Source organism: Arthrobacter sp. StoSoilB5, assembly GCF_019977235.1.
Taxonomy (GTDB): domain Bacteria; phylum Actinomycetota; class Actinomycetes; order Actinomycetales; family Micrococcaceae; genus Arthrobacter.
In genome coordinates this window covers 686,712-708,110 of record NZ_AP024646.1, presented here as the reverse complement: position 1 = coordinate 708,110, position 21,399 = coordinate 686,712, and the positions used below count along the sequence as shown (strand labels likewise).

The 21,399-nt window shown below is 62.9% G+C and carries 18 protein-coding genes; 13 read left to right on the top strand and 5 right to left on the bottom strand.

Annotated elements, in window-relative coordinates; translation table 11 throughout:
- The first annotated feature begins 4 nt into the window (after nucleotides 1-4).
- A complete protein-coding gene (locus LDN75_RS03420) occupies nucleotides 5-955 on the top strand; it encodes a TAXI family TRAP transporter solute-binding subunit (protein WP_223937468.1) in 951 nt (316 codons plus the stop codon).
- A gap of 42 nt (nucleotides 956-997) precedes the next feature.
- Nucleotides 998-1,840, top strand: a complete 843-nt coding sequence (locus LDN75_RS03415; RefSeq protein ID WP_223935784.1) for a hydroxymethylpyrimidine/phosphomethylpyrimidine kinase — start codon at nucleotides 998-1,000, stop codon at nucleotides 1,838-1,840.
- Here LDN75_RS03415 and LDN75_RS03410 read toward each other — a convergent pair.
- Nucleotides 1,837-2,766 carry a cytochrome b/b6 domain-containing protein gene (locus LDN75_RS03410; protein WP_223935783.1) on the bottom strand — a complete coding sequence of 310 codons (930 nt, stop codon included), beginning with the start codon at nucleotides 2,764-2,766 and terminating at the stop codon, nucleotides 1,837-1,839. The two genes, LDN75_RS03415 and LDN75_RS03410, sit on opposite strands and share 4 nt — an antisense overlap.
- Before the next feature lie 307 nt (nucleotides 2,767-3,073).
- Here LDN75_RS03410 and LDN75_RS03405 point away from each other — a divergent pair, with 307 nt between their 5' ends.
- Nucleotides 3,074-3,688 (top strand): TetR/AcrR family transcriptional regulator, encoded by a 615-nt coding sequence (locus LDN75_RS03405; RefSeq protein WP_223935782.1) that lies wholly within the window; start codon nucleotides 3,074-3,076, stop codon nucleotides 3,686-3,688.
- A gap of 91 nt (nucleotides 3,689-3,779) precedes the next feature.
- Here the strand turns inward: LDN75_RS03405 and LDN75_RS03400 are convergent, their stop codons facing one another.
- Nucleotides 3,780-5,081: a serpin family protein gene (locus tag LDN75_RS03400; protein WP_223935781.1), complete on the bottom strand. Its 1,302-nt coding sequence runs from the start codon at nucleotides 5,079-5,081 to the stop codon at nucleotides 3,780-3,782.
- Nucleotides 5,082-5,228: 147 nt separating this feature from the next.
- Nucleotides 5,229-6,743 carry an XRE family transcriptional regulator gene (locus LDN75_RS03395; RefSeq protein WP_223935780.1) on the bottom strand — a complete coding sequence of 505 codons (1,515 nt, stop codon included), beginning with the start codon at nucleotides 6,741-6,743 and terminating at the stop codon, nucleotides 5,229-5,231.
- A gap of 154 nt (nucleotides 6,744-6,897) precedes the next feature.
- On the opposite strand from LDN75_RS03395, the gene aceA reads away from it, so the two are divergent.
- Both aceA and aceB read left to right on the top strand, forming a co-directional pair.
- A complete protein-coding gene (aceA, locus tag LDN75_RS03390) occupies nucleotides 6,898-8,220 on the top strand; it encodes an isocitrate lyase (RefSeq protein ID WP_223935779.1) in 1,323 nt (440 codons plus the stop codon).
- A gap of 245 nt (nucleotides 8,221-8,465) precedes the next feature.
- The gene (gene aceB, locus LDN75_RS03385) at nucleotides 8,466-10,118 is read left to right on the top strand and encodes a malate synthase A (protein ID WP_223935778.1); all 1,653 of its coding nucleotides are present in this window, start codon (nucleotides 8,466-8,468) and stop codon (nucleotides 10,116-10,118) included.
- Nucleotides 10,119-10,317: 199 nt separating this feature from the next.
- Here aceB and LDN75_RS03380 read toward each other — a convergent pair whose 3' ends face one another.
- Together LDN75_RS03380 and LDN75_RS03375 are read right to left on the bottom strand one after the other, a co-directional pair.
- Nucleotides 10,318-11,511 carry an MFS transporter gene (locus tag LDN75_RS03380; protein WP_223935777.1) on the bottom strand — a complete coding sequence of 398 codons (1,194 nt, stop codon included), beginning with the start codon at nucleotides 11,509-11,511 and terminating at the stop codon, nucleotides 10,318-10,320.
- A gap of 85 nt (nucleotides 11,512-11,596) precedes the next feature.
- Nucleotides 11,597-12,817 (bottom strand): ROK family transcriptional regulator, encoded by a 1,221-nt coding sequence (locus tag LDN75_RS03375; RefSeq protein ID WP_223937467.1) that lies wholly within the window; start codon nucleotides 12,815-12,817, stop codon nucleotides 11,597-11,599.
- 182 nt (nucleotides 12,818-12,999) lie between these two features.
- Between LDN75_RS03375 and LDN75_RS03370 the strand changes: the two genes are divergently transcribed.
- From LDN75_RS03370 to LDN75_RS03335, 8 genes are all read left to right on the top strand, one after another.
- The gene (locus tag LDN75_RS03370) at nucleotides 13,000-13,740 is read left to right on the top strand and encodes a sugar phosphate isomerase/epimerase (RefSeq protein ID WP_223935776.1); all 741 of its coding nucleotides are present in this window, start codon (nucleotides 13,000-13,002) and stop codon (nucleotides 13,738-13,740) included.
- Nucleotides 13,737-14,879, top strand: a complete 1,143-nt coding sequence (locus LDN75_RS03365) for a Gfo/Idh/MocA family oxidoreductase (RefSeq protein ID WP_223935775.1) — start codon at nucleotides 13,737-13,739, stop codon at nucleotides 14,877-14,879. Before LDN75_RS03370 ends, LDN75_RS03365 begins: the two co-directional genes overlap by 4 nt.
- A 42-nt stretch (nucleotides 14,880-14,921) precedes the next feature.
- Nucleotides 14,922-16,250 (top strand): sugar ABC transporter substrate-binding protein, encoded by a 1,329-nt coding sequence (locus LDN75_RS03360; RefSeq protein WP_223935774.1) that lies wholly within the window; start codon nucleotides 14,922-14,924, stop codon nucleotides 16,248-16,250.
- A 60-nt stretch (nucleotides 16,251-16,310) separates the two neighbouring features.
- Nucleotides 16,311-17,324 carry a sugar ABC transporter permease gene (locus tag LDN75_RS03355; protein WP_223935773.1) on the top strand — a complete coding sequence of 338 codons (1,014 nt, stop codon included), beginning with the start codon at nucleotides 16,311-16,313 and terminating at the stop codon, nucleotides 17,322-17,324.
- Nucleotides 17,317-18,156, top strand: coding sequence for a carbohydrate ABC transporter permease (locus LDN75_RS03350; RefSeq protein WP_223935772.1), 840 nt, complete (start codon nucleotides 17,317-17,319; stop codon nucleotides 18,154-18,156). The genes LDN75_RS03355 and LDN75_RS03350 overlap by 8 nt, the downstream gene beginning before the upstream one ends.
- Nucleotides 18,157-18,230: 74 nt before the next feature.
- Nucleotides 18,231-19,007 (top strand): sugar phosphate isomerase/epimerase, encoded by a 777-nt coding sequence (locus LDN75_RS03345; RefSeq protein ID WP_223935771.1) that lies wholly within the window; start codon nucleotides 18,231-18,233, stop codon nucleotides 19,005-19,007.
- The gene (locus LDN75_RS03340; RefSeq protein ID WP_223935770.1) at nucleotides 19,004-20,125 is read left to right on the top strand and encodes a Gfo/Idh/MocA family oxidoreductase; all 1,122 of its coding nucleotides are present in this window, start codon (nucleotides 19,004-19,006) and stop codon (nucleotides 20,123-20,125) included. The genes LDN75_RS03345 and LDN75_RS03340 overlap by 4 nt, the downstream gene beginning before the upstream one ends.
- Before the next feature lie 32 nt (nucleotides 20,126-20,157).
- Nucleotides 20,158-21,399 (top strand): Gfo/Idh/MocA family oxidoreductase, encoded by a 1,242-nt coding sequence (locus LDN75_RS03335; RefSeq protein ID WP_223935769.1) that lies wholly within the window; start codon nucleotides 20,158-20,160, stop codon nucleotides 21,397-21,399.

Below are 21,399 nucleotides of genomic sequence, written 5' to 3'. Positions count from 1 at the left end.
CAGGATGGTGCCAAGGCGGGCTGCGCTCAGGGCTGGACTGTCGATTGGTTTGGCTGGCGTTCTGCTGCCGGTTTCCACCGCCTGCACCCCTGAGGAGAAGCCGCAAAAACTAACGGTCGCCGGCGGTGAAGCGGGAGGTTTTTATCTGGAGTTCGCTACGTTGTTAGCGGAGTTGCTCCAACGCGAGGGCGTGGCCGAAACCGCCGTGCCACTGACCACCGGCGGAAGCCTGGAGAATATCAGGCGGGTGTTGTCCGGCGAGGCGACGTTCGCCGTCGCGCTTGCCGACGCAGCTGCCCAGGCTGCGGCCAGCGGGCAACCTGGCGACCTTGTGGCGCTCGGAAAGGTGTACCAAAACTACGTTCATTGCATCGTGCGGGAGGACAGCAGTCTCCGCTCCTTCTCCGATCTGGCCGGGAAGACGGCCGGTGTAGGCGAGGTGGGCTCGGGAACATCGCTGACCGTTCCGCGCATCATCTCCGCAGCCCCGGCCGGCATGGGCCTCAAGCAGGTGAATCTCGGGCTGAACCAAGGGCTGGCAGCCTTGCGCGACGGCTCCATCGATGCCCTCTTCTGGTCCGGCGGCGTGCCAACCGCTGCCATCGCCGCCACTGCCAATGAAATTGGCCTCCGTCTGATCGACCTATCGGAGCACATCAAGGCCATGCGCGAACAATACGGCGTTTTCTATGATCGCGTCCTGATCCCCGCCAAGAGCTATGGGGACGCAGCTGCCACATGGACCGTGGGCGTGGCTAACCTGCTCCTTTGCCGCAGGGACTTGGCCGACCACCTGGTTTCGGAGACCGTGAAACTGCTTGTGGAGCAGGCCCAGGAGCTGGTGCCGAAGACGAGCACGGGCGTTCAGTTCCTCAGCCCAGAGACACTCATCAACACCGCTGGCGTGCCCCTTCACCCGGCGGCCGAGGCTGCCTACCGGACTCTGCACGGGTAGGCGCGAAGCGCTAAAACCGGAGCACGCCGGGCAGCTGGCAAGATGGAAGGCATGACTTCAGCCGTTGCCCCTGCCATTGCACTGACCATCGCCGGCTCCGAAGCGACCGGCGGCGCCGGCGCGCAGGCCGACCTCAAGACTTTCCAGGAACTGGGAGTGTTCGGCATCGCGAACCTCACGTGCATTGTTTCCTTTGATCCCCAAGACAACTGGAACCACCGTTTTGTCCCTGTTGACCAGCAAGTGATCGCTGACCAATTGGAAGCGACGACGGCGGCATACGGCGCCGCTTCCGGCGCGCCTTCGGTTCTGGATACGGTGAAGATCGGCATGCTCGGGAGCCCTGCAACCATCAGCACTGTTGAGCAGGCGTTGGCTGGCGCTTATTTCACCCACGTGGTGCTGGACCCGGTCCTGATCTGCAAAGGACAGGAGCCTGGCCACGCTTTGGACACGGACCAGGCGCTCAAGAGCCAGATCCTTCCATTGGCGACGTTCGTGACACCCAACCATTTCGAGGCCGAGTCGCTCTCCGGTCTTCAGATCACGGATGAGGAAAGCCTCAAGGCCGCTGCGATCCGGATCCACGAAATCAGTGGCGCAGCAGTTCTGGCCAAAGGCGGGGTCCGACTGGAAGGCCCGGACGCCGTCGACGTTTACTACGACGGCGAAACGCTGGAAGTCCTGCGCGCTCCGAAGGTGGGCGAAGTTCCTGTGTCCGGCGCCGGCTGCTCACTGGCCGCAGCTGTGACCGCCGAACTGGCCAAGGGTGCCACGCCGTTGGAAGCCGCCCGCACCGCAAAGACGTTCGTGACGGCCGGTATCGCGAACCGTGTGGCTTCGGGTGCTCCGTTTGATGCCCTGTGGCAGGGCGGGTCCCGCTAGCGCGAGACCTTGCCCATGAGCGAGGCTATCGGGCGCAGGAACAGCGGGCGGGCCAGGAACCAAGCGGCCGCAGTAAAGACGATTGAGGCGGCGAAGATCCCGAAGCCCCACCAGCTGTAATCGTTGTTGGAGGCGTACATGTGATTCAGGTTGTTCAGCGCACCGGTAGCCAGCACCAGGGTCACGTGGACGATCACGAACGCCACGAAGTAGATCATCACCGGGAAGTGGATCTTGCGGGCGAGCTCGATCGGGTAGAACTTGTTGATCGCAGCTTTCTTGGGCCAGGCGTTGGATGTGCGCAGGCCGGAGATGATGGCCAGCGGGGCGGCAATGAATACCGTTGCGAAGTAGGTCAGCAACTGCAGGCTGTTGTAGTTGTTCCAGCCATTTTCAACGGGCCAATTCAGCGAGGCGTACTGCAAGGCGGCGGAAAGGGCGTTCGGGATGACATCCCAACTGGTGGGGACGATCCGAAGCCATTGGCCGGTTGCGAACAGCAGGACGATGAAAATGATGCCGTTCAGGACCCAAAGGGCATCCAAAGTGAGGTGGAACCAGAGATCAAGGCTGATCTTTGTGGGCGGGTTCTTGGTCTTGATGAAGCCTTTGTTGTTCCGGGTCCAGTTCGCGGCGGGACGCGTGGTTGTCCGGACCTGCCAGCCGGATCGGATGATCAAGACAAGGAAGAACATGTTGAGGAAGTGTTGCCAGCCGAGCCAGGCAGGGAAACCCGTGGGGGTTCCTTCGGGAATGGCGGCATGTCCGGGGTAGTCCACAAGGAACTGCTGCACAGGCTGCAAGGACCTGAGCCACTGCGCGACGAGCACCAAAACAAGCGCCACCACCAATGCCACGGCGGTAACGACAGCGGGCTTGAACCACCTGTTCGACGTGATCCTGGACGACTTGCTTGAAACGGACATCAGGCCGCGTTCCTCTCTGGCTTTGTTTGGCGTGCGACCAGTTGGCGCTCTCTTATAGCGATTCAACCAGTTGCAGCCCGACGGTGAAAACGGCACCCGGGTTTCGGGGCGTTCGACGTCAAAAATCGCAGCATTCGGATACATACCGCAATACATATTTCTAGAACAAGCTTCTAGGATTATTTCTTGTAGATGTTTGATGGTCAAGGGGTTGATTGCTGGAAGATCCAGATCTTCTGAAGGTACGATTCCAGAAAGAAGCCCGTCCGACACTCCGCCAAACTCCGTGTCAGCGAAAGGAGCACCTTTGGTTCGAAAAACGTCTGACGCGGCGGTCCATGCCGGCGCGTGGCAATGGACTCGAACAGCCGCCACCCGGCGAAACCTCCTTGATGCCTCCAGGGAGGTTTTCTGTGAGCACGGCTTCACCGATGCCAGCATTTCGGACATCGTGGCCCGTTCCGGGTCAAGCGTTGGCAGTCTCTACCACCACTTCGGTGGCAAGACCGAACTCTTCCTCGCGCTCTGGGATGACTACCAAAATGAGCATGAGAGGCTCGTCGCGGCGGCCGTGGCAAAGGCCAAGAAAGCCGGAGAGCAAGACCCCCTGGCACTGTTCAACGTGGGCAGCCGCAGCTACTTCGACTACACCTGGAAACACCGGGCCTTGGAACGCGTCTTCATCGAGGGTGATACTCCCCCTGGATTCGAAGTGCTCAGGCGGGAGCGCGGACGCGAGTGGGTCCGGCAGAACTCTGTGCTTCTGGGCGCCAGCGACGACGCCTTGGGCAGGCTCACCGTCGCCGTGATCACGGATATCGTCACTCTGGCCGGGCACGAGGTCGCCATGAGTTCGTCCAAGCGCGAGGCCGACGACGTTGTGGACGCAGCAGCCGTGTTGGTGCAGCGGCTGGTCCGATAGCCGTACGTGCCGAATTCGCCGAAAGCGTGCTAGCTCACCGGGAAACTTCCGGGGGATTCGCATCGTTCCCGGCGAACTCGATCCGCCGAGCTCAACGGGGGTCCGCCACCCAACCAGTGAACAAAGGCAGGCCGGTGTCAACGTGCACTATTTCGTAGTGGAACGGGTGGTCGAGGGTGATCTCACGTTCGGGGACCAAGGCGCTTGAGGCGTCCGCATTCATCTGGGTCACCGCGGCAGCGATAGTGCCCTTCTCGGCCACGGTGATGTTGGCAGCCTGCGCGGCCTGGGTCAGGAACATCCCACGTTGGATGGCATCGAAGTCGGAGTCGGTAGCGAGCATCTCCTTCAAGCCCAGCGTCTCGAAGACCTTCCGAAGATCGAAGGCGGTCTTGTGGTCCCACTTCGGCAGCGTGATCTGGACCATTTCGTGGTCCCCACCGGTCAGCTGGAGGCCTGCCTGACTCAGCACCTCAGCAGAAACCGCCGCCGGACCCACTGAACCCGAGGTACCGCCGTCGGGCAGTACCAGCCGCATGACGAAACCATCGGCGTAAGGCAAGTCCACTGCCTTCCAGCCCGCGCCTTCGGCGTACGCCATGCTGACGGCAGCGTGCATGGTGGGAACGGAAATCTGTTCTCCGCCGGCTTTGGTGAAGGGCCCATCCGAAGTGTCGTTGGCGTCGAACGGCGTTTGCCAAGCTGCAGCGAAGTAGAGCGCGTTGAGCAGGCTCAGTGTGTTGTCGGGGTCGTACTTTGCAGGCGCTTCCTTGATCCGGCCACCGGTGTTCTTGCTGACCCATTGATCGATGGCGGGCTTGGTCACGGCCTCGTCCTGGAAGGAGACTGGGTAGACGCCCGTGCCGTAGTGCTTGGCAAGGGTGGCCAGGTAGTCGGGACCTGTGGGCTCGCCCTTGTCGATGAACAAGCCGTTGGCCGCGTGCATCACTGGTTTGCTCGGGGGGTTCTCTTCGTCCACTGAGCCGGGATCGCCGTCGTACTTCTCCAGGGAGGCGAGCATCGCGTTCATCGCTTCGTCGCGCCCCTCGGCGGGCAGTCCCAGGACCGCATCCATCTCCGCCGCCGTGGCTCCGGACGCTCCGGCGCGGAGCATGCCAAGCGCGATCAACAAACTGGCTGGCGAGGACACGACGTTGCCGCTGCTTGCATCGCCGCCATCGGCCAACAGCGTGGCACCAAGCTTCCGCGCGGACGCACGGAACGCCTCAAGTTGGGCCGGATAGTCAGCAGTTTGGACCGAAACGCGGGTGACGCCGTCGGCTTTTAAAAGCCCGACGTCGGCTGGCTGGGGTGCGCAGGCGCTGATCATCGCCGAGCCACTCACCAACGCGGCTGCCGCGACTATCGCTGCCGCTTTCCGGATTCGAATCATGGTGCATCCCCTTTGCCCGCGTGTCGTCTTCACATCCTGCTCCGGTCCCACCCAGTATTCACGCGATCTGATAGAGGGACGGCCGAAAGTAGCCAAAATGTGAGAGAGCGATCGGGAAAAGATGCCCGGAAGTGATAGAGCGTGGGGTTAGCGCGCCGAGTGGGCCGCCAGGAAGCTGTACACCTCGGTCTCGTCCACGCCAGGGAACGCGCCCGGCGGCATGGCCGCGAGCAGATGCGAGTGGGCGCGGGCGGAGGGCCACGCGTTTCCGGCCCACTCGTTTGCCAGGGACGCTGGTGGCCGTTTGCAGCAGTTCGGATCCGGGCAGGTTGAGGTTGCCCGGGCAGTCGTCTCGCGCCCCCGGAACCACTTCACATGCTGGTACGGCACGCCGATGCTCAGCGAAAACTCACCGCTGGCCGAACGCTCCGTGCGGGCTGTGCACCAGTACGTGCCGGACGGGGTGTCCGTGTATTGGCTGTAGGCGCTGAACTTGTCCGGCACGTCGAACACAGCCCGGGACGTCCACGCCTTGCACGACGGTTGGCCCTCGATGGCGCCGGTGTGGTCCTGCGGGAAGGTCACGCCGTCGTTCTCGTAGGCCTTGTAGATGATTCCAGACTGGTGGGTCTTCTGGAAGTGCGTGGTGATGCCAAGGTGCTTGGTGGCCAGGTTGGTGAAGCGGTGCGCAGCGGTCTCATAGGACACAGCGAAGGCGTCGCGAATGTCCTCCACGGCGATTTCCTTGGCAGCCTTGGCCTTTTGGAGAAACTCAACGGTGGCATGCTCCGGCAGCAGGAGCGCAGCAGCGAAGTAATTGGTGGCCACTCGCTGCGCCAGGAAATCCCCATAGTTCCGCGGAGTCTCGTGCCCCAGGACGTAGTGTCCCAAAGCCTGCAGGAGGACCGAACGGGGATCATGATCCTGCCGCTGGTTCTGCGTCAGATAAATTCTGCGGTTCTTCAAATCGGTCACGGAGCGCGTGGAATGCGGCAAATCACCCACGTGGTGAAGGGTGAAGCCGAGGTTCTCGGCGATGTCCGCAATGACGTGCTGGCTCAGTGGTCCGGTGGTGTAACCGACCCCCTTGAGGACCTTCTGCGCCTCGGCCTCATACTCGGGGAAATAGTTACCGCGCTCACGCATCATGGCACGCAACTCGCCGTTCGCGCGGCGGGCTTCTTCCGGCGTCGCAACTTGCTCGTTAAGTTTGCGTTCGAGCTCCTGAAGCAGCCCCACCTGCGACTCAAGCACATCCAGCGGAAGCCGCGAGCTGATGCGGATTTTCGGCAGGTTCAGTGACTCATAAAGGGGTCCGCGCTGGTACCGTTCCAGCTCGATCTCCAAGGCCGCGCGGCGGCTCGGCGGCTCGGCACCGAGCAGCTGATCGATGGTCACGTTGAGGGCCGCGGCTAGCTGTTGCAGCAACCCGAGTTTGGGCTCGCGTTTGCCGTTTTCGATCAAGCTCAGCTGACTGGGCGCGGTCCCGACGGCGGCACTCAAGTCATCGAGCGTCAGGCCTGCCTGCTTGCGCAAGTGGCGCACGCGGCGGCCAAGGCTGATGACGTCCAGTTCAGGGGACGCAGGGGACGACGACGGCGACGCGACTTCGCGATTCCAGCTCACAGGCGACATTTCTTGAGAATACGCGAAGAACTGCATTTCTTTCCATAGTTTTCCTCTAGAAAGCCTGTTGAAAGTGCAGAAAAGTAAGTCTCACGAAAAGAAACACAGACCCCGGGTAAGCCGGCCGACGCAGCAAAGGCGCAGCGGAGGCCGGCCCGGGGAACCCCGCTTGGATATTAGGAGACATGCAATGACCGCATCGTTTGAACCAGCAGAATCCGCACAGACTGCAGAGCAGCAGGCAGCAGCGCTGGAACTTGAATGGTCTGCCAACCCGCGTTGGGAAGGCGTCACCCGTGATTACTCGGCTACCGACGTCGTCCGCCTCCGCGGTCGCGTCTCCGAAGAGCACACCCTGGCCCGTCGCGGATCCGAGAAGCTGTGGAAGCAACTCACCGAGGAAGCCCCCACCGGCGGCTACACCAACGCCCTCGGTGCCCTGACCGGCAACCAGGCCGTGCAGCAGGTCAAGGCCGGGCTCCGTGCCATTTACCTTTCCGGCTGGCAGGTGGCAGCTGATGCCAACCTCTCTGGCCAGACGTACCCGGACCAGTCCCTCTACCCGGCCAACTCGGTACCCCAGGTTGTCCGCCGCATCAACAACGCCCTGCTCCGGGCCGACCAGATCGAATATGCCGAGGGCGTCAAGACTGTTGAGGACTGGCTGGTTCCGATCGTTGCCGACGCCGAGGCCGGATTCGGTGGCCCGCTCAACGCCTACGAACTCATGAAATCCATGATCACCGCAGGTGCCTCGGGCGTTCACTGGGAAGACCAGCTCGCCTCGGAAAAGAAGTGTGGCCACCTGGGCGGCAAGGTCCTGATCCCTACCCAGCAGCACATCCGGACCCTGAACGCAGCCCGCCTGGCAGCCGACGTCGCCGGTACCCCGACGGTCGTCATCGCCCGTACCGATGCCGAGGCAGCAACCCTGATCACCTCCGACGTGGACGAGCGCGACCAGGAATTCATCACAGGAGAACGTACAGCTGAGGGCTTCTACAAGGTCCGCAACGGCATCGAACCGTGCATCGCCCGTGCCAAGGCCTACGCCCCGTACTCCGACCTCATCTGGATGGAGACCGGCACTCCGGACCTGGAGCTTGCCCGCAAGTTCGCCGAATCGGTTAAGGCCGAGTTCCCGGACCAGATGCTTTCCTACAACTGCTCCCCGTCCTTCAACTGGCGCAAGCACCTGGACGACGCCACCATCGCCAAGTTCCAGCGCGAACTCGGTGCCATGGGCTTCACGTTCCAGTTCATCACCCTGGCCGGCTTCCACGCCCTGAACTACTCGATGTTCGATCTCGCCCACGGTTACGCCCGTGAAGGCATGAGCGCTTACGTCGAGCTCCAGGAGAAGGAATTCGCCTCCGAGTCCCGCGGCTACACCGCCACGAAGCACCAGCGCGAAGTCGGCACCGGCTACTTCGACGACATCGCCACTGCGCTCAACCCGAACGCATCCACCCTGGCTCTGGTGGGATCCACCGAAGAAGGCCAGTTCCACTAACCAACACGCCCAAGGTGAGCTGTTCGCTTCGCTCACCGGAAGGCACGACGGCGATTGTCGCCTCCGGCCTGCGGAACGGCAATGCTCTGCCTGCTATTCCCCACGTCCCGGTTTCGACCTCGCTGAGCGAGGACGGACCGGGACGCAGGGCCCCTTTTACGCAGGCTGCCGCATCACCGCACCTCCGGCCTCGTGTCCACCTCACCGAGGCGCCGCCGTCGAACTTTTTCTTAGGAGTTTTTGAAATGAACAGCTTCACTGACAACTTCACTATCAATGGCATCACTTTGACCGCTCAGCCCATTTGCCGGCAGAACGAGGTCCTCACGCCGGACGCTCTGGAATTCATCGGCAAGTTGCACCGGGCTACGGCTGATCGTCGTCAGGAGCTGATGCAGGCACGGCATGCCCGCCGTGGGCAGATTTCTTCCGGCCAGGATCCGCGCTTCCTGCCGCAGACCGAGGCCATCCGGAATGACCCGTCGTGGCGCGTCGCTCCCCCCGCCCCGGGCCTGGAGGACCGCCGCGTGGAGATCACGGGCCCGGTGGATAAGAAAATGACCATCAACGCCTTGAACTCCGGCGCGAAGGTCTGGCTGGCTGACATGGAAGACTCCTCCACGCCCACGTGGCGCAACGTCATCCAGGGCCAGCTGAACCTGACAGACGCACTGGAGCGCCGCATTGATTTCACGTCCCCGGAGGGCAAGGAGTACAAGCTCAAGGCTGCCGAGGACCTGCCCACCATCGTGGTCCGCCCCCGGGGCTGGCACCTGCCGGAGAAGCACATGCTGATCGACGGCAAGCCGATCGCCGGCGGCATCGTAGACTTCGGCCTGTTCTTCTTCCACAACGCCCGCCGCCTGCTGGCCCAGGGCAAGGGACCGTACTTCTACCTGCCGAAGATCGAGAACCACCTCGAAGCCCGCCTGTGGAACGACATCTTCGTCCTGGCCCAGGACCTGCTCGGCATCCCGCAGGGCACCATCCGCGCCACCGTGCTGATCGAAACCATCACGGCTGCATTCGAGATGGAAGAGATCCTGTACGAACTGCGGGACCACGCCTCAGGCCTGAACGCCGGCCGCTGGGACTACATCTTCTCCCTGATCAAGAACTTCCGCACCCGTGGACCGCGCTTCGTGCTCCCGGACCGCGGCCAGGTGACCATGACCCAGCCGTTCATGCGCGCTTACACCGAGCAGCTGGTCCGGGCCTGCCACCGCCGCGGTGCCATGGCGATCGGTGGCATGGCTGCCGCTGTTCCCAACCGCAAGGACGAGGCAGCCAACACGGCTTCCTTCGAGAAGGTCCGTGCGGACAAAACCCGCGAGGCCAACGATGGCTTTGACGGCTCGTGGGTGGCCCACCCGGATCTGGTGCCGGTGTGCCGCTCCGTCTTTGACGAGGTTCTCGGGGACCGTCCCAACCAGCTGGACCGCTCCCGCGAGGACGTCACCCCGGATGACCGCGCACTGATCGACATCGCCAGCACCGAGGGAACCATCACCGAGGCCGGCGTGCGCCTGAACATCGAGGTAGGCATCCGCTACATCGAGTCCTGGCTTCGCGGCAACGGTGCCGTCGCCATCCACAACCTCATGGAAGACGCCGCCACCGCCGAGATCTCCCGCTCCCAGCTCTGGCAGTGGATCCACTCCCACGCCATCACCGAACACGGCGACATCATCACCCGCGAATGGGTGGAAGACATGCTGGACGAGGAATTCGCCCGCCTGGAACGCTTCGACGGAGACCGCTTCGCCGATGCCAAGAGCATCTTCGAAGAGGTCACCCTCACCGAAGAGTTCCCCACCTTCCTGACCATCCCGGCGTACGCACGCTTCCTCACCGAGGCCCGTGAAGAGGCCACGGAAGAAGAACTCGTCGCCGCCTAGCCCGGGGCGCCGCCCCAGGAAAACTAAGCCCCGACGCTGGGCTGCCTACACTCTTCGCAACAAGTGACCCCGATGGTCGGGGAGGCAGCCCAGCAACGGTGCTTCTCCGTACCCAACTGGGTCGCAGTTAAGCGCGTTTAGACGGCTCAAAACGCGCTTAACTGCGACTCAGTTGGGTAAGCACGACGGCGGCACTGGCCTAGCGCTGGCGGGCCACCCAGCGCACGGAGAGCGTCGTGCACACGCAGAACGCCGTGACCGAGCCAAGAATCACCAACAGCGGCACTGTCCAGCCCTCTGAAACACCATGCACATAGCCAACGATCGTGGGGGCCAACGCGGCAAAGCAGTACCCAACGCCCTGGACCACGGCGGACATCTTCCCTGCCGAAGCTTGGTCGCGGGCGAACTTGATGATGGCGATGAAGATGACCGTGATGCCCCCGCCCTGAGCGATTCCGCCCAGCGAGGACCACATCCACCACCAGGAAGGCGCCAGCAGCAGGCCTACGGGAACGGTCAGCCACAGGGCACTCAAGGTGACCGCGACCGTCGTCGTACTGGCGAATCTGGCCAGCAGCGGCACACCGAGGCCGCCAACAATCGCGAAAATCTGGAACAGGGAGGATCCCGCGCCGGCCTCGGCGGTGCCCATGGCAAGCTCATCGGACAGGAAGCTCGGCAGCCACGCCGTGACGCCGTAGTAGGAGAAGGCCTGGCCTGCGAATCCGAGCGTCAGGCCGGCAGTCAGCCATCCCACCCCGGCAACCTTCCCCGGTCCGGAAGGAGAAGCCGCCGGAACCGCGGCCGGCACAAATGCCCGCCGCGCGCCAACAGTTGGCACCCAGAACAGAATGGCTGCCAAGGCCAGCAGCGCACTCGCCGCGAGGGAAAGCCGCCAACCAACAAGATCGGCAAGTGGCGCGGTGGCCACCGAGGTCAGGAACGAGCCGATATTCAGCGCCGCCGTGTAGACACCCATTGCCGTTGCCTGCCGCCGCGGCGCAAAGTCTCGGCGAATGATGAGCGGCACGGCGATATTGCCGATGGTGATGGCTATGCCGATGAGCACCGTGCCCACCATGACAGGAACACCGCCACCGCTGGAGCGGATCACGACGCCCGCAAGGACGCCCAAAAGTGTGAGCATCACGGCGAATTCGGCACCCAACCTGCGGCCAGCCATGGATGCCAGCGGCGAGGCAAGCGAGAAGCAGAGCACAGGAATGCCGGTCAGCAGCCCGAGTTCCACGGGGGAGAAACCCAGATCCTGTTGCAGCGAATCCACCACGGGTGCAACGGCCACAAAGGGTCCGCGCATGTTCAGGGCGATGAGGCCGATGCAGGCGAGGATCAGCCAGCCGCGAGGAACTTTGGCGAGGAACTGGCTCATGGTGTGCCCTGGTGGGTGGCGGGAAACGTTTTCATCACCTTTATTGCTATCACGCCGTCACCGGCCGTCCGGGCACAAAAGGCGTCTATCCCGCTGCTTGGAGCGTGGCTTCAATCACTGCCGGCGAGAGTACGTACTGCGTCACCATTTGGCTGGCGCCCAGGATGGCGGCGCGATCACCGGCCATGGAAATACCGATGCGCAGGTGCGTGGTGGCCAAGGGCAGCGAGCGCCGATAGACCACTTCGCGGATGCCGGCCACCAGGTGTTCGCCTGCCTCGCCCACACTGCCGCCGATGATGATCATGGACGGGTTAAGCAGGTTGACTACGGTTGCCAGGACGTCTCCAACATCCCGCCCCGCTTGCCGCAGAGCTTGGATCGCTTGCAGGTTTCCCTCCGCCACCAGCCGCAGCACGTCCGCTCCGGTGGTCGCTTGGAGCCCTTGCGCCTGCAGTTGGCGTGCGACGGCGGGCCCTGAGGCAAGCGCCTCCAGGCAGCCGTGGTTGCCACAACGGCAGAGGACGTCGTCGCCGCGCGGAACACGGACGTGGCCGAGGTCGCCGGCCGTGCCGTTGGCGCCGCGCTGCAGTTCGCCGCTGCTGATGATGCCTGCGCCGATGCCGGTGGCCACCTTGATGAAGAGGAAGTTGTCGTGGTCAGGCCAGTAGGCGGTCCGTTCACCGAGCGCCATGATGTTGACGTCGTTGTCCACCAGCACGGGTACGGGCAGTGAGCGCTGGACGTACGGGACCACGTCGAATCCGTCCCAACCGGGCATGATCGGCGGCTTGACCGGGCGTCCGGTGGCGTGTTCCACGGGGCCCGGGAGTCCGATGCCAATTCCTGCGAGGTCGCCCAGTTCCCGTCCCGCTTCGGCGAGCAAGTCACGGCCCGCGCTGATGACCTTGCCCAGCACCACCTCCGGACCGTCCGCGACTTCCTGCGAAAGGCGCCGTTCGGCGAGGATGCTGCCGCCAAGATCGGTGACGGCAACAATCACGTGGGTCGCTCCGACGTCGACGGCCAGCACCACGCGCGCGGCGGGGTTGAAAGCAAAGCGCGACGGCGGCCTGCCGCCGCTGGAGGTGGCCTCACCGGCGGGGCCAACTAGTCCGGAACTGATGAGGGCATCGATGCGCGAGGCGACGGTGGAGCGGGCCAGCCCGGTAGTCAGCGCGAGCTCGGCGCGGGTCCGGGCCTGGCCGTCACGCAGGAGCTGGAAGAGGTCCCCGGCACGCGAAAGGTTACCGGCGTCCTGTGCGGAGGCGTCTTTTCCGCCTTGGTGTCCGGGTTCTGAGGTCATGCCATTAGTGAAGCACGATTGCTTATGCGTGTCATGCATCAGAAGTTTGTCGGCCATATTCCAACTTTTGCTTGACGCTCGGCAAAAGTCCCCCTAGGTTGTGAGGAGCAGCACATCAACCCCCTCGATGCCGGAAATCAACAGCATCAATCTGCGTCCACCCACAACGACGAGGAGAGACAGTGTCATATTCGATCCAGCTCTACACGGTCCGAAAGGCCCTTGAAGAGGATCTGGCTGGAACCATCCAGCGCTTGGCTGACATCGGCTTCACGATGGTTGAGCCATACCGGTTCGTTGCCAAGGCCGATGAACTTAAACGGGCATTGACGGAGAACAACCTCACCGCTCCGTCCGGCCACGCTCCGTTGCTCAGCGATGACCAGGACGCAATCTTTGCCGCCGCGCAGCAGCTGGGTATCGGCACCGTCATCGACCCGCACGTTCCGATTGAGCGCTGGAACACCATCGAGGACATCAAGGACACCGCCGAACAGCTCAACGCTGCAGCCGTCAAGGGTTCCGAATACGGTGTCCGCGTTGGCTATCACAACCACTGGTGGGAAGTTGAGTCCGTCATCGACGGCAAAACCGCGATCGAACACCTGGCCGACCACCTCGATCCTGAGGTCGTGCTGGAGCTCGACACGTATTGGGCCGCGGTGGGCGGTCAGGATCCGGCAGAGCTGCTTACCCGGCTGGGCGACAGGGTCAAGTTCATCCACATCAAGGACGGACCCGTGACCTCGGATCCGTCGAGTCAGCTCGCCGTTGGTGACGGTCAAATGCCCATCTGGGACGTACTGAACGCCGCAGGCTCACTTGAGGCAGGGGTCGTCGAACTGGACGATTTCCAGGGCGACATGTTTGAGGCCGTCCAGGACAGCTACAACTACCTGAGCGCCGGAAAGGTATCAGTATGAGCCACGCAGCAGGACAGGCCTTCGGGCAGGTGGGATCAGGCCCGGTCGGCATTGGAATCATCGGCGCCGGCGTCATCAGCAAGCAGTATCTGGACAACCTCACCAGCTTCCCGGATGTCCGCGTAATCGCCATCGGCGATTTGTTCGAAGAAGCCGCAGCTGCCCGGGCCGCTGAATACGGAATTCCCAACCACGGCGGTGTTGACACCGTGCTCGGAAATCCCGACGTAGAGATTGTCATCAACCTGACCATCCCCGCGGCCCACGTGGAAGTTGCGACGCAGGCTGTCAACGCAGGCAAGCATGTCTGGAGCGAAAAGCCGTTCTCCCTGGATCGCGAAAGTGGCCTCGGCTTGCTCAAAGCGGCGGACGCTGCCGGTGTCAGGCTGGGTTGCGCACCGGACACGTTCCTCGGCGCCGGCCTCCAGACTGCCCGCCGCATGATCGAGCGCGGCGACATCGGCACTCCACTGACTGCACTGACTCTAATGCAGTCGCCCGGACCGGAATCCTGGCACCCGAATCCCGCTTTCCTCTTCCAGGACGGCGCCGGTCCCCTGTTCGACATCGGCCCTTACTACCTGACCACGCTTGTTCAGACCTTCGGCAGCGTCCGCAAGGTGGGCGCTTTCGGCTCCAAGTCCCGCGAAACACGTGTGATCGGCTCAGGCCCCAAGGCCGGCGAGACATTCGACGTCACAGTCCCGACCCACGTCAGCTCCATCCTGGAATTTGAGAACGGTGAATCCGCGCAGAGCATCTTCAGCTTCGATTCCCCACTCAAGCGCGCAGGTTTCGTGGAGATCACCGGCTCCGAGGCCACCATCGCGTTGCCGGATCCGAACAACTTCGACGGCGACATCCGGATCTGCGCGCTCGGCTCCGACGACTGGACTACTGTCCCGTCCGTTGGGTCAACTGCGAGCCGGGGTGCAGGTGTCCTGGAAATGGCCCGCGCCATCCGCGAGGGCCGCCCACACCGCGCGCAGGGCGAGCTGGCGTTCCACATCCTGGACACCATGGCCTCCATCGCGGAGTCAATCGACAACCGCGCCTTCGTGGATGTGGAAAGTTCCGCCGCGCAGGTCCCTGCACTTCCCGAGGACTGGGATCCCACCGCGGCAACGCTTTCAGCCTAGTTTCAACCAGCACCAGCTCGACGACGAGAAAACCGGAGCATCATGAAGAATCCCCTGAAAGTCCTATCGGCGGTTGCCGCGACGGCAGCCTTGGCACTCAGTCTCAGCGCCTGCGGTGGCGGCAGCAACAGCCCACAAGCGAGCAGCGACACGATCACCTACTGGGCGTCCGATCAAGGCAACAGCCTGGACGACACCGCAGCCAAGCTGAAGCCTACGCTGGACCGATTTACCGAAAAAACCGGAGTGAAGGTACAGCTGGAAGTCATCAGCTGGACCGACCTCTACAACCGCATTCTTACCGCAGTCACCAGTGGCGACGGCCCCGATGTCCTCAACATTGGTAACACCTGGGCAGTGACCCTCCAGGAAACGGGCGCGTTTGAACCTGTTGAAGGCGAGCTGTTGGAGGCCGTTGGAGGCAAGGACCGCTTCCTGAAGACCAGCTGGTCCACCGGCGGCGCAGAAGGCAAGACCCCCACGTCAGTACCTCTCTATGGCCTTGCGTACAACATGTACTACAACACGAAGCTGTTCAAGGAAGCCGGCATCGAAAAGGCACCCACAACCTGGGACGAATTCGTAGCCGATGCCAAGAAGCTCACCAAGGACACCAACGGTGATGGAAAGCCTGATCAGTGGGGCTTCACCGCAGCCGGAGCATCGGTATCCGCCAACTCGCACCAGGCATTCGTTCGCGGCCTCCAAAACGGCGGCACCTTGTTCGATAAGGACGGAAAGCCCACCTTTGACAGCGATCCCCAGGTAGAGGGTGTCAAGCAATTCGTGGACCTGATGGCCACGCAGAAGGTGATGTCGCCGTCGGACGCTGAACTGAGCCAAGGCAGCCAGAAGGTGGACAACCTCATCAACGGCAAGGCGGCCATGATGTTCGACCAGAGCCCGCTCAAGAACTTCGCAGCCCGCGACTTCAAGGACTGGGGCGTAGCTCCTATCCCCATGATGACTGCGGACGCCACCGGTGAGCGCGGCACTCAGAGCCACGTGGCCGGCATCAACCTCAGCGTCTTCAAAAACAGCGACAACAAGGCCAACGCCATCAAGCTGGCCGCGTTCCTGACCAGCGACGAAGAGCAGATTGCCCTCAACAAGGCCTATTCCTCGCTGCCGGTGGTTACTGCAGCGTCGAGCGATGCCGCGTTCCAGACAGAGGAAGTCAAGGCCAAGAACGACGCCCTGGCCAACCATTCACTGCCGATGCCGCTGATCGCCAAGGAGGGCCAGATGGAGACCCTCACCGGCACGGCCATCAAGAACCTCTTTGCCAAGGCAGCAACCGGAACCGTTTCCGAGGACGACATCCGGGCAGCCCTCAAGGACGCCAATAACCAGATGGCTGCGGCCCAGTAAACAGGCCTGGTGAGTGGGGGCACCCCTAAAAGGTGCCCCCGCTCCGGCAAAGGAGTTTCCATGTCACATTCAGCATTGGACAGCGGACCCGCCGCTGCCGGCAGCGCCGCTGCCGTTAGTCCTGAGCCCGGCCAGCCAAAGGCCGAGACCACGCCGCCGGTACGTAAGCGGCGTCGCTCATTCCTCCCCTATGGCTTGATCCTTCCGGCCGCGATCCTTGAACTCCTGATCCACATCGGGCCGATGCTCCTGGGCATCTGGATCGCCTTCATCTCCCTAACGCAGCTCAACCTCACCAACTGGCTCAACGCACCGTTCGTAGGGCTACAGAACTTTATCAACGGGCTTAACCCTGAAAGCACCATCGGCCAGGCGTTCTTCAGCACGGTTGGCCGCACGCTGGGCTACACCATTCTGGTGGTCGGCTTCTCCTGGGTGCTCGGCATGGCTGGCGCAGTTTTCCTGTCCTCCAACTTCAGGGGCCGTGCACTTCTGCGTACGTTCTTCCTGGTCCCGTACGCACTCCCTGCATACGTCGGAACCATTGCCTGGGCATTCATGTTCAACCAGCGCGACGGTGCCGTGAACCAGATCCTGGTGGATACTCTTCACCTCTTCGGAGACGAACGCCCCTTCTGGCTACTGGGCGAGAATTCCTTCGGAGCCATGGTGATAGTCAACGTCTGGCAGCTGTGGCCGTTCGCCTTCCTCATGTTGATGGCGGCCTTGCAGAACGTCCCGACGGACGTCTATGAGGCGGCGGCCATTGATGGCACCACGCTTTGGCAGCAGTTCCGCCGGATCACGTTGCCCATGGTCCGCCCGGCCAACGGGGTGCTGCTCATGGTGATGTCGCTCTGGACCTTCAACCAGTTCAACGTTCCCTTCGTCCTGTTCGGAGCCACGTCTCCCAAGGAAGCCACCCTCATTTCCCCGCTGATCTACCAAAACTCCTTCGGCAGTTGGAACTTCGGTCTGGGCGGCGCAATGAGCGTGCTGCTGCTGATCGCCCTGTTTATTGCCTCCGCCTTCTACATCCGCATGGTGCTGCCCAAGGGGGCCGACAATGATTGAGACACGCAACTTCAGGATCCTCCGGAACGTGGTCCTGACCATCCTTTCCCTCTGGGTGGCGGTTCCGCTGTTCGTGGTGGTCTCCACCTCGCTGAAACCCCTCAAGGATGTGTCCGGGCTCTTCCAGTGGATACCCCGCGAAATTACCGCCTCACCGTATGTGGACATCTGGACCACGGTTCCGTTGGCCAAGTACTTCCAGAACAGCCTCATCATCACTGTCTGCGCGACAGCCTGCTCAGTGACCGTCGCCGTCCTGGCCGCCTACGCCATCGCACGGCTGCAGTTCAAGGGAAAGCGCGCGTTCAGCCTGACTGTCCTGTCCACGCAAATGTTCCCTGGGATCCTGTTCCTCCTGCCGCTCTACCTGATCTTCACGCAGATCCGGAACATGACCGGCTTGCAACTGCAGGGCTCCTACCTCGGGCTGATCATCACGTACATGACGTTCACCCTGCCGTTCGCCATCTGGATGCTGAGCGGTTACTTCGCCTCGATTCCCAAGGAACTGGAAGAGGCCTCGATGATTGATGGCACCGGCAGGATGGGAGCACTGTTCCGTGTGATCCTCCCTGTTGCCAAGCCCGGCATCATCGCGGTGGCTGTGTATTCGTTCATCTCCGCATGGGGCGAGGTTTTGTTCGCATCCGTGCTGACTAACGAGTCCACAAAAACACTGTCCTTGGGGCTCAAGGCCTACGCCAGTGAGTCGGATGTTTTCTGGAACCAACTCATGGCTGCTTCGGTTGTGGTCAGCCTTCCCGTTTTGATCGGGTTCATCCTGGTCCAGAAACATCTGGTGGCAGGACTCTCGTCAGGAGCAGTTAAGTAGGTTCAGTGTTAAGTAGAGCCAACAGCTAGTACAAGCAACACCGTTATCCGGGCGATCACCGAAAAGGAACCCAAATGTCGTACTCACTCCAGCTGTACACCCTCCGGAACGCCATCCAGGAGGACCTGCCTGGAACCATCAAAAAGGTCGCCGAGATCGGTTTTACGCAGGTTGAACCGTACAACTTCGTGGCCACCGCCAAGGAGCTCGGGGCTGCGTTGAAGGAGAACGGCCTGACCGCTCCTTCCGGGCACGCGCCGCTTCTGAGCCAGGACCAGGACGAGATCTTCGCGGCAGCCAGGGAACTGGGCATCACCACCGTGATCGATCCCTTCCTTCCGGCCGAGCACTGGCAGGACGCGGAAACCATCCAGGACACGGCAGCTGCTCTGAATGCTGCGGCCAAGAAGGGTGCGGAGTACGGTATCCGGGTGGGTTACCACAACCACGCGTGGGAACTGGAGTCCACCATCGAGGGCGAGACCGCGCTGGAGTACTTCGTGGGACTGCTGGATCCGGAACTCGTCCTTGAGGTAGACACGTACTGGGCTGCTGTGGGCGGCCAGGATCCAGTGGAACTCCTGGCCCGTTTGGGTGACCGCGTGAAGCTCATCCACATCAAGGACGGCCCGGGCAACACTGACACCAAGGCCCAGCAGCCCGCCGGCCAGGGCACCATCCCGGTGCTGGACGTCATCGCTGCTGCCAAGTCCCTTGAGGTGGGCGTCGTTGAATTCGACGACTACTCCGGTGACATCTTCGAAGGCATCACCGAAAGCCTGGCATTCCTGACCGCCGCGGCCAGCGCACAGGCAGCCGAGGGCGCTGTTTCCCAGGAGGCAGGGGAATGAGCTTCTCTCCCTCAACCCGCAAAGGCCCGGTGGGCGTTGCCATCATCGGCGCGGGCAACATCAGCAAGCAGTACCTGGACAACCTCACGGTCTTCCCGGACCTGAAGGTCCTGGTGATCGCTGACCTCTTCGTCGAGGCCGCCGAGGCGCGGGCCAAGGAATACGGCATCCCCGAGTTCGGTGCGCCCGAGCTGGCACTGAACCATCCCGACGTCGAAATCATCGTGAACCTGACCATCCCGGCGGCGCACGTGGAGGTCGCAACGGCCGCCGTCAACGCGGGCAAGCATGTCTGGACCGAGAAGCCTTTCTCGCTGGACCGTGAATCCGGGCTTGGTCTGCTCAAGGCGGCCGACGCCGCCGGGATCCGCCTGGGCACCGCCCCGGACACGTTCCTCGGTGCGGGCCTGCAGACCGCCCGCCGGATCATCGAGCGCGGTGATATCGGCACGCCGCTGACCGGCATGACCACGTTCCAGACCCCGGGCCCGGAGTCCTGGCACCCGAACCCTGCCTTCCTGTTCCAGCACGGCGCCGGCCCCCTGTTCGACATGGGCCCGTATTACCTCACCGCACTGATCCAGACCTTCGGCTCGGTCCGCAAGGTGGCCGCCGTCGGATCCTCCGCCAAGGCGATCCGCGTGATCGGTTCCGGTCCCAAGGCCGGCGAGGAGTTCGCCGTCGAGGTCCCCACGCATGTCTCCGCGATGGCGCAGTTCGAGGGCGGCCAGTCCTCGCACAGCGTGTTCAGCTTCGAGTCTCCGCGCCTGCGGATGGGCTTCGTGGAGATCACCGGCTCCGAGGCCACGCTCTCGCTGCCGGACCCGAACTACTTCGACGGCGACCTCAAGCTCTGGCGTCCTGGCGTTGAAGAACCGGAGATCATCCCTGCAACCGGTCCAGCCAACGGGCGCGGGCTCGGCGTGCTGGACATGGCCCGCGCACTGCGCTCCGGCGAACCGCATCGCGCAACCGGCGAGCTGGCCTACCACGTGCTGGACACCATGGTCTCCATCGCGGAGTCCGTGGAATCGGGCTCATTCGTGGACGTCACCAGCAACGCCCCTGCCTCGGCGGCCGTCCCTGAGGACTGGTCCCCCGAAACAGCAACCCTCTAGCAGCCGCAAGGCGATAGAAAGAGAACAAGAACATGACCACCCCCACCCACTCGTCCCGGCCGTCCGACCGCCCGGCATCCTCGCTGGCCTCGCGCCAGGATAAGTCCCCGTTGGGGGTTGCCGCCATCGGCTACGCCTTCATGGGGAAGGCCCATTCGAATGCGTGGCGGAACGTGGGCAGCTTCTTTGACGTCCCGGCCTTCGAGCAGAAAGTACTCGTGGGCCGGGACGCCGGTGCCGTCGCGGAAGCCGCAGCGAAGTACGGCTGGGCCGAGACTGCCACGGACTGGCGCTCCGTGATCGAACGCGACGACATCGACATCGTGGACATCTGCGCGCCGGGCTGGATGCACGCCGAGATCGCCATCGCCGCGCTCGAGGCCGGCAAGCACGTCCTCGTCGAAAAGCCGCTCGCCAACACGATCGCCGAGGCCGAAGCCATGACTGCGGCTGCCGCGGCTGCCCGGGCCAAGGGCGTCCAGTCCATGATCGGGTTCAACTACCGCCGCGTGCCCGCCGTTGCCCTGGCCCGCGACCTGATCGCGGAGGGCCGGCTCGGCACCGTCCGGCACGTCCGGGCCGCGTACCTGCAGGACTGGCTCGCCGACGCCGAATCTCCCATGACCTGGCGTCTGCGGAAGGAAACCGCCGGTTCCGGCGCGCTGGGCGACATCGCCTCCCACGTCATCGACCAAGTCCAGTTCCTCCTCGGCGACGCCGTCACCGAGGTCTCCGGCCGCCTGCACACCTTCGTGAACCGCCGCCCCGGCGCAGGTCCCGCAAGCGGTCTGGAAGATGTCACGGTCGACGACGCCGCCTGGGCCACGCTGACCCTCGCCTCCGGAGCAATCGCCTCGGTGGAAGTCAGCCGGGTAGCCACAGGCCAGAAGAACTCCCTCAAGCTAGAAATCTACGGGGACAAAGGCACCATCCTGTTCGATCTCGAAAACCTGAACGAACTCGGCTTCCTGGACGCCACTCTTCCCGTGCGGGAGCAGGGCTTCCGCCGGATCCTCGTGAACGAACCCGAACATCCCTACATGCAGGCGTGGTGGCCACAAGGGCACATCATCGGCTGGGAACACACCTTCACACACCAGATCCGCGACTTCCTGACCGCCATCAGCGCAGGTGAGCCGCCGTCGCCTTCGTTCGAAGACGGGCTCCAGATCCAGCACATCCTGGCCGCCGTCGAAGAGTCAGCGGCCGCCAAGAGTTCTTTGATCCAACTGCACACGAAACCCACCACCCAGAACACGACTGAAGGAGCCTGA